The organism is Methylobacterium oxalidis (genome assembly GCF_007992195.1).
Classification (GTDB): domain Bacteria; phylum Pseudomonadota; class Alphaproteobacteria; order Rhizobiales; family Beijerinckiaceae; genus Methylobacterium; species Methylobacterium oxalidis.
Window position 1 is genome coordinate 1 of the sequence record NZ_BJZU01000184.1, and the last position, 6,902, is coordinate 6,902.

At 63.0% G+C, this 6,902-nt stretch carries 10 protein-coding genes; 6 read left to right on the plus strand and 4 right to left on the minus strand.

Translation table 11 applies throughout. The features are described from left to right. Together MOX02_RS31930 and MOX02_RS28695 are read left to right on the plus strand one after the other, a co-directional pair. On the plus strand, positions 1–233 hold a 233-nt coding region (locus tag MOX02_RS31930), incomplete at its 5' end, for a hypothetical protein (protein ID WP_210250419.1). 289 nt (positions 234–522) lie between these two features. Then, entirely contained in the window at positions 523–780 is a 258-nt protein-coding gene (locus tag MOX02_RS28695; RefSeq protein ID WP_147029193.1) for a DUF6489 family protein, read from the plus strand. A 13-nt stretch (positions 781–793) separates the two neighbouring features. Here the strand turns inward: MOX02_RS28695 and MOX02_RS28700 are convergent, their stop codons facing one another. Further along, positions 794–1,060, minus strand: coding sequence for a hypothetical protein (locus tag MOX02_RS28700; protein ID WP_147029194.1), 267 nt, complete (start codon positions 1,058–1,060; stop codon positions 794–796). Between the two features lie 396 nt (positions 1,061–1,456). Here MOX02_RS28700 and MOX02_RS28705 point away from each other — a divergent pair, with 396 nt between their 5' ends. Further along, positions 1,457–1,675 carry a hypothetical protein gene (locus MOX02_RS28705; RefSeq protein ID WP_147029195.1) on the plus strand — a complete coding sequence of 73 codons (219 nt, stop codon included), beginning with the start codon at positions 1,457–1,459 and terminating at the stop codon, positions 1,673–1,675. Here MOX02_RS28705 and MOX02_RS28710 read toward each other — a convergent pair. Beyond that, on the minus strand, positions 1,672–1,971 hold the full coding sequence (locus tag MOX02_RS28710) for a hypothetical protein (protein ID WP_147029196.1): 300 nt from the start codon (positions 1,969–1,971) through the stop codon (positions 1,672–1,674). The two genes, MOX02_RS28705 and MOX02_RS28710, sit on opposite strands and share 4 nt — an antisense overlap. Before the next feature lie 447 nt (positions 1,972–2,418). On the opposite strand from MOX02_RS28710, the gene MOX02_RS28715 reads away from it, so the two are divergent. Continuing rightward, positions 2,419–3,021: a phasin family protein gene (locus MOX02_RS28715; protein WP_147029197.1), complete on the plus strand. Its 603-nt coding sequence runs from the start codon at positions 2,419–2,421 to the stop codon at positions 3,019–3,021. Between the two features lie 204 nt (positions 3,022–3,225). Next, complete coding sequence (locus tag MOX02_RS28720) at positions 3,226–4,413, plus strand: YsnF/AvaK domain-containing protein (protein WP_147029198.1); 1,188 nt, start codon at positions 3,226–3,228, stop codon at positions 4,411–4,413. A gap of 617 nt (positions 4,414–5,030) precedes the next feature. Here the strand turns inward: MOX02_RS28720 and MOX02_RS33060 are convergent. Together MOX02_RS33060 and MOX02_RS31655 are read right to left on the minus strand one after the other, a co-directional pair. Continuing rightward, positions 5,031–5,276, minus strand: coding sequence for a recombinase family protein (locus MOX02_RS33060; RefSeq protein WP_147029199.1), 246 nt, complete (start codon positions 5,274–5,276; stop codon positions 5,031–5,033). Positions 5,277–5,531: 255 nt separating this feature from the next. Further along, on the minus strand, positions 5,532–5,675 hold the full coding sequence (locus tag MOX02_RS31655; protein WP_170268039.1) for a hypothetical protein: 144 nt from the start codon (positions 5,673–5,675) through the stop codon (positions 5,532–5,534). On the opposite strand from MOX02_RS31655, the gene MOX02_RS28730 reads away from it, so the two are divergent. Continuing rightward, positions 5,674–5,859, plus strand: coding sequence for a hypothetical protein (locus tag MOX02_RS28730; RefSeq protein WP_147029200.1), 186 nt, complete (start codon positions 5,674–5,676; stop codon positions 5,857–5,859). The genes MOX02_RS31655 and MOX02_RS28730 overlap by 2 nt on opposite strands. Positions 5,860–6,902 lie beyond the last annotated feature (1,043 nt).

Below are 6,902 nucleotides of genomic sequence, written 5' to 3' on the forward strand. Positions count from 1 at the left end.
AGGATAGCCGCGAAAGTCGAGACGCGTTGCTTAGCATTCTGTTAACGACGTTCAGCAATGATCCAATCCCGGGCTTCGATGCAACACTGCTCCGCGAGGAGCCTGGGCAACCGATGCGCAGCAAATCTCGCACCGAGCGGTACCCGCGCGACTACACGGCCCACGTGCTCACGGCCCTGGGTTTCCTGCTGATCATCGTTGCTGGTGCGCTACCGATCCTTCTGCGTCTCTGAAGCACACAGCTGATTGCCTCAGGCCTGCTGTACGGGTCCGGAGGAGCCTCCTATGCTGCTCCGCCTAGTGCTCGGCGGGAACGGGGATGATGCCCTACGTTCTGATCGTAGTCGGAACCCTGGTTCTGGTCGGCGCGTGGATCGCCGGAGCAGACCTTGAGAACTCGAGTGCTGTGGGTGCGGGCAATGCCAGCCTGCCGATGCAGAGCATAGGCACGCTTCGTCGGCAGGCTGGAGCGGACGCGGTCCCATCCAGATTGGTTACCTCAGATCGCAGGTGGTCTGCACGATGAAGGTCAAGGTTGAGATTGACTGCACGCCTGAGGAGGCGCGAACCTTCTTCGGGCTGCCCGACGTCCAGCCGCTGCAAGCGAAGATCCTCGCCGAGATGGAGCGGCGGATTTTGGCCGAGATGGACTGCTTCTCGCCTGAGGCTCTGCTCAGGAGCTGGATGTCGCTGGCTCCTCAGGGCGCCGAGCAGGTGCAGGACGCATTCACTCGCATGTTCCAGCAGGGCTTCGGCGGTGGGACGAAGCCGTCTCGGTAAGCTGGTTTTCTGATCAAGGCTCGGCGAGCGCCGCGGCGAAGGCCTCAGACGCCCTCAGCCGCTCCCGAGGGGCGTCCTCACAGGCCTTGTGCGCCAGGCAGCTCCTCTCCAGGGCGATGACCCGCCCCTGAGCCATGTAGGCGCGCAGCCGGGCGAGATGCAGCTCAGCCTGATGCCGGGACGCCTCCTCCGGGTTGCCTGGCAGACGTTCTTCTAGATGTTGCACGACGCTTTTGGCGCGGTCCCAGGCTTGCCGCGCGTGCTCCAGATCCGAGTGCATATGCCCTCCCCTGAAACGGTAGGGCATGTTAACGCCGGCCATACCGCACCGGATCCCGATCCGCTCAAGTTCCGCGCCGCGCAAACAGGGTTTCTCGCGTGCATCAGCCGCCATTCCACTCCCAGTTGATAGGCTGATACGCCGCGGCGCCTTGAGGAGCGTGCCGGGGGGTTATCTCGTGCGTATGACCCACTCCGCCCGACCTGGCTCCGAAGGTGCGCCGAAACTGCCCCGTTCTGCCACCCACGATGGCTTGGCTGCGCTGGCGATCGCAATGATCAACCTGACAGTCTTCAGTTGGATGGTGGCCGACCATTTGACTGGGGAGGATGTGACGCCTCTGGCCTACCCCATCGCCGCAGGGCTTCCGATGGTTCTCGCAGTTCAGGTGCGGCGGTGGTGGTGCTCGCTGCGCGCAAGTCGGACGAGGTCATCGAGAAAGGGATCGGCGACTTAGGTGCGCCAGCGCTCGACAGTCGCTGCCACCTGCGCGCTTGGCAGGGTTCGATACGCGAACTGGGCCGCTATTTCGTCGTGGAGGGACGGCGGGAAAGCTTAGCGCAGCTCGCCTGTTATACTGATGCGCACCGGCAGACCGGTAAAGGGCGCACTTAGGAATTGTAGGTGACAAGGGCAGTCACCAGCGAGCCATGCTCACGGACCATAGCTTGCGCCTCCGCATCGCTAGCGGTGGCGCGAGCGGAAGCAGAGCGCGGGATCTCGTAGACATCGTAATGTGCGGAATGGCTGTCGGGTTTGACGTAGCCGAAGCCGCGAGCGACGCGCCCGGCATAGCGGTCGAACAGGCAAACTGCGTCTGCAGGCGAGACCACGTTGCCGACTGAGCCAAATCGAGCCGTGTCGCCGTAGACGCGACCTGTGCCTCTCTCAACCGCAATGAAGCGTGCCATCCTGATCCTTTCTGGGTTGTTAGCTGGACCGGACGTGGTGGCAGCTGGCGCCCGAGACAAGGAAGGGTGAGGTCTAGGGCTGGCAAGTGCCGATGTCGCTATGACGACCTTGGGTGCAATGACACGCTGAGCTGATGACTGACGCTGTGAAGGCCCTGATCACCGGCGCACCATCGTCTGCCGGGCTTCCCGGATGCCTGTGGGGAGCCGCAGTGGAGCATATTGTGCAGTGCACTCAGACGGTTACGGCCTGGCTATAACATTTGACGGCGAATAGAATAAATTCATTCGGATCCAATTGGTCCAGCAAGACTTGAATGACTGTGCCCAAGCACAACTTAGGTGCGGCGCGAAGAGAGGTTAAAAATCCTTCGCCGCCTCAGGCCGGAACGCTTATATTCTTATGTGAGCTGACTGAATACATCATCCTCACGGGCAGGAGACAAGATGGCTCTCGACCAGAACACCGCCCAGGCCAAGCAGCGCGAGCAGAACGATAAGGTCGCCGACACGGCCAAGGCGAACCTCGACAATACGGCCGAGCAGGGCAAGCAGTTCGCCGATGCTGCCCGCAACGGCATGAACAGGATGACCGATCTCAGCGAGCAGGCGGCTGAGAACACCCGGAAGATCGTGCAGCGCGGGCTCGAGACCGCCTCGCAGCAGGCACGTGAGGTCGCGGAGCGCTTCACCAGGACGCTGGGCTTCACCGGCGAGGACAGCGAGCGCCTTGCCCGTCAGTCGAAGCAGAACATGGAAGCGGTCGCGCGCTGCGGCACGGTTCTGACCCAAGCCTTCCAGGATGCCTCGCGCGGCTGGTTCGGTCTGGCTCAGAGCCAGTGGCAGCGCAACCTCGACGGGCTGAACAAGCTGACCCGGGCCAAGTCGGTCCAGGAGTTTGCCGCGATCCAGAGTGAACTGGCCCGCGAGAGCCTACAGCACATCGTGCAGGACAGCCGCTCCATCACCGAGACCTCGGCGCGCGCCGTCGAGGAGGCCGGCAAAACCATCTCCAGCATGGCCCAGCAGAGCTCAACTAGCATTCGCTGAGGCGTCACCATCTGAGCCGCGCACATTGAGGCTCAACAGCAAGCTGGAGGGCCGGCTTCAGGTTGCCGCCGAGGGGAATCTGGATCGATGTTGAGTTCTGCAGTCAAACTGCAAGAAACCTTCCAAGCGTTGCCGGACGAACAGAAATAAAATCGGATTTGTCACGCACTACTAGAACATTTTGTAACATATTATGAGGCAATCATGACCACGATTAGGCAACTGATACAGACCAGCCCGACGAAAGCAAACGAGCTCTTCGCGGCGCTCGCAGACACCTCGAACAATGCCGTGAAAACGCGCGAGCGCCTCCTGGGTGACCTCAAGTCAGAGCTGGAGCTCCTGGCCAAGCTGGAAGAGGAGCACCTGTTCCCAGTCCTCCGGAAGCACAAGGAAACCAAAGACCTCATCACCCCTGCTTTGAACGACAACAAAGAAACCCGCAAGCTGCTGGCTGAGCTGGAGCAGACACCAAAGGGCAGCGAGGAATTTGGCCCGAAGATAGCCGAGTTGCGGAAGGTCTTCCAGCAAAGCGTGAGGGATGAGCGCAAGGACCTGCTCCCGGCGGTCCTGAAGGCGCTGAGCGACGAGGAGGCGCAGGCCATCGTCGAGAAGATCGAAGAGGGGAAGGCCGAAGCCGAGGAAGCAAAGCGGGCCGAGGCTGAGCAGCGCCGGGCCGAGCAGAGGCAGGAGCGTGAGCAGGCCGAGAAGCTCCTGGCCGAGCAGAAGGAAGCCGCCGATCGCGAGCGGGCGAGCCGAGAGGCCACCCGGCAGACTGCCGAGCAGGTGGCACGAACCGTCGAAGCAGCCGCTGAGAGCACTCGCGAGGTGGCCCAGAGCGCTGCCGAGACCGCGCAGCGTGTCGCGACCGCTCCGCTGAGCACAGGCTCGCTGTTCTTCGACGCGATGTTTGGTTTGTGGGGCGTGCCGTCCGGCCGCTCCCTGGCGCGGTCCGGCAGTGTCTCGGCTGCCAGGAACCAGGTGTCGAGCCAGGAAGAGGAGGTCATCCCGCTCGCCGAAGAGACGCTGATCGTGGGCAAGCGCACCGAGAACAGCGGCACGACCACGGTGCGCCGCTATGTCGTCGAGGTGCCGGCCGAGCAGCAGGTGACGCTGTATGACGAGAAGGTGGTGGTTGAGCGGCGCAGACCTGTGACCGATCAGGCGACCGGAGAGACCTTGACCGAGCTCACCGTCGAGATGGTCGAGACCTCCGAAGTGCCGCTGGTGGCCAAGGGGGTCAGGGTCCGGGAAGAGGTCGTGGTCCGTCGGGAGCGCACGAAGCGTGTTGAGACGGTGCGGGACACGATCCGGCGGGATGAGGTTGAGATCTCCAACGCGAGTGGTCGCTCCAGCAACAGGCGGGCGGCACTCGCGGACAGCCGCAAGTAGTTCCGGCCGCTGGCACAAGCGGGCCGCAGTCGATGCAGCGACTGCGGCCTTGCTCATTGTGGCCTGACCCAAAGCCGTTTCGCAGGATCTGAGGCTGTCGGAGGTTGTGAGGCAGGCGAGGCCGCGCGTCAGAGCCTAAGAGAAATGGCCGAGGCACTGACCGCAGCGGTTGCCATCGACGAGCGGGCCGCACGGGATGTTGCCTCTATCGCCGAGGTTGTTGCCTAAAGCGGATCACCGGCAGCGGCTGAGACATTGAGGGCACTGAGCAGCATTCACGAACGCAGGGCAGGTGAGGCAAGGAGCCAGCTGGCAATCCTCAGGCAGAGGTTTGGATCGCTCCTGCAAGGCAAGTGAGCCACCCCTCAACGCCGGCAAGTCCGGCATCAGCTTGCCGATACCGGCCGAATGATGGACGGAATGACAAAGGGAGGTAGCGGCGACCGCAGCCCAGCATGTGCGGGCGCTGGTCTACGACGAACCCCGATTGATCAGGCGGGACGCAGCGGGCGGCAAATAGCACGGCCTGCCAGTGGCGAGGCCCCTGCCCTATTGGCCGCACCCAGTGCACCAATCGACGGCCTTCTTCGCAATACCATTTTCGTTTCGCCCAAATCCTACTGCGCAACCTGAGAGTTCAGCCTCTCCAACACCCTTTGCACCGTTGTGGGATGCCACTGCCCTCCGGTGATCGTAGGCACGCCACGCTCGTTTAACGCCTCCGCCGTGCGACGGACGCTGGTGATGCCCTCGGCCTGTAACTCGATCAGCACGGGCCGCAGCCTCGCTGCGTAGTCGTCGGCTTGCTCGCCACGTTTGGTGTTGAGTGCGGCTGCGTTCCTGCCCATCTGCATGCCCCTCATATTTGCAGCAGCCAGCGTGGCTCGCGTCCGGTCGCTGACGCGCAGGCTTCCTGCTCGGCCGCTGCGGCCATGATGTGAAACGTGAAGCGAGGGGCCTCAGGCATATCCAGTGCCAGGAGGTCTACTCCGCTCTCCATTGCGCACCCTCTCAGCGCTCAACGAGTACTTCGTGACCATTCTCGTCAGCGGCGCTGCCGGGAACTCGGCCATCTCCGCCAATTTCTCAATTCTCGCGATACTATCGGACTGACAAGTTCAGCTCATCTCGAGCACTGAACCGAGACCAGATCCACTGCGGCATTCTGGATTTTGTATTTCTTCGCGAGCCCGCCGCTTTTCCATGGAGATGTGCACGATGATTGCATTACGCTGAGGGTCTTCGATGCGGGAGGCGCCCATGCGCACGCTCGTTATGCTCGCGGTGGCCTTCGTCCTGGCTACGGGAGCCTTCTGGGCCACCATGCTCACCGTGCCACCTCAGTCAGTGGCCAGAGGCCAAATCGTGCCCGCGGTCCACATTCCGCTGGTGAGAGAGACAATGGATCCCGACCGCTACGACGCGGATGGAGGGGACGTGTTCTAGGGCGCACTTCTCCTGCGTGCGGCCTTGTCGCCTCTCCTGGCGCGCTAGGTTCCCTCTTCGGTGGGGCTGAGTGCCATTCAGCGACCATCAGGAGGTGCGCCATGCGGATCCTGATTACCACCCTGCTCGCAGCCAGCTTCCTCGTGCCGGCTGCCGCACGGGCCCAGGACGCTCCTCCAGCAGCCAGCCCGCAGCCTCAGCCGAGCCCAGGAGCGGGCATAGGCAAGCCTGCAAACCTGTGCCAGGAGCTGCTCGCCTTCGTACATCAGCCTGACCCGTCGCAGAAGGCGGACACGCAACCAGCTCAGCTGGCCACCTCCGTGCAAGCCCCGAAGCAAGGCAGCGAGGAGTCGAAGCCGTCCGGTACCGCTGGCACCCCGCAGCAGACCTCTGGCCAAAGTGGGCAGATCTCGAACGCTGGTCCGGGCGCGGCAGGGCCGCAAGGGCAGTCGCAGAACGCGGCTGCTCCGTCCGGAGCGACCGCCAACATCGCTCCCACTCTCCAATCAGCGCCTCAGGCGCAGGGACAACCGGCCCCGCCGGCGGCGCCCGCCAAGCCAGCAGCCCCGTCGGCGCCGAAGCCCACGGCTGAGGCTGTCCAGAAAGTGGAGCAGGCTGCTGGCGGCAACGATCTACAGATCTGCCGAGCGGTGGGGCAGCAGATGCGCCGAGCCGGTGTGGCTCTTCCAGCCCCGCTGCTGGCCCTCATGGCGCTGAAGTCAGAGCTTCTGGAAACCTCTCAAAAGCCATAGCTGTGGGTTTGTCACATTGAACGTTCTGACTTGTCATTAGTAGCACACGGAACCATGGCGATTCGTGCGTCTCCAATGGGGTAGCGGTCGAGCGGGCGTCATACTGCGCCGCCAAACGGCCAGGGCTGGCCCAATGTGACAAGCCCGTCCAGACCGCTCAATCTTCGACACCATTCAGCGTCATGCGCGCCAGGAGATGAAGGACCACGCCGATCAGAACGGCAGCCCAGGTGGCGATAACGCGCTCAAAGTCTGTGCCAGCCTTGAGGGCGATGAGTGCAAAGAAGTCGT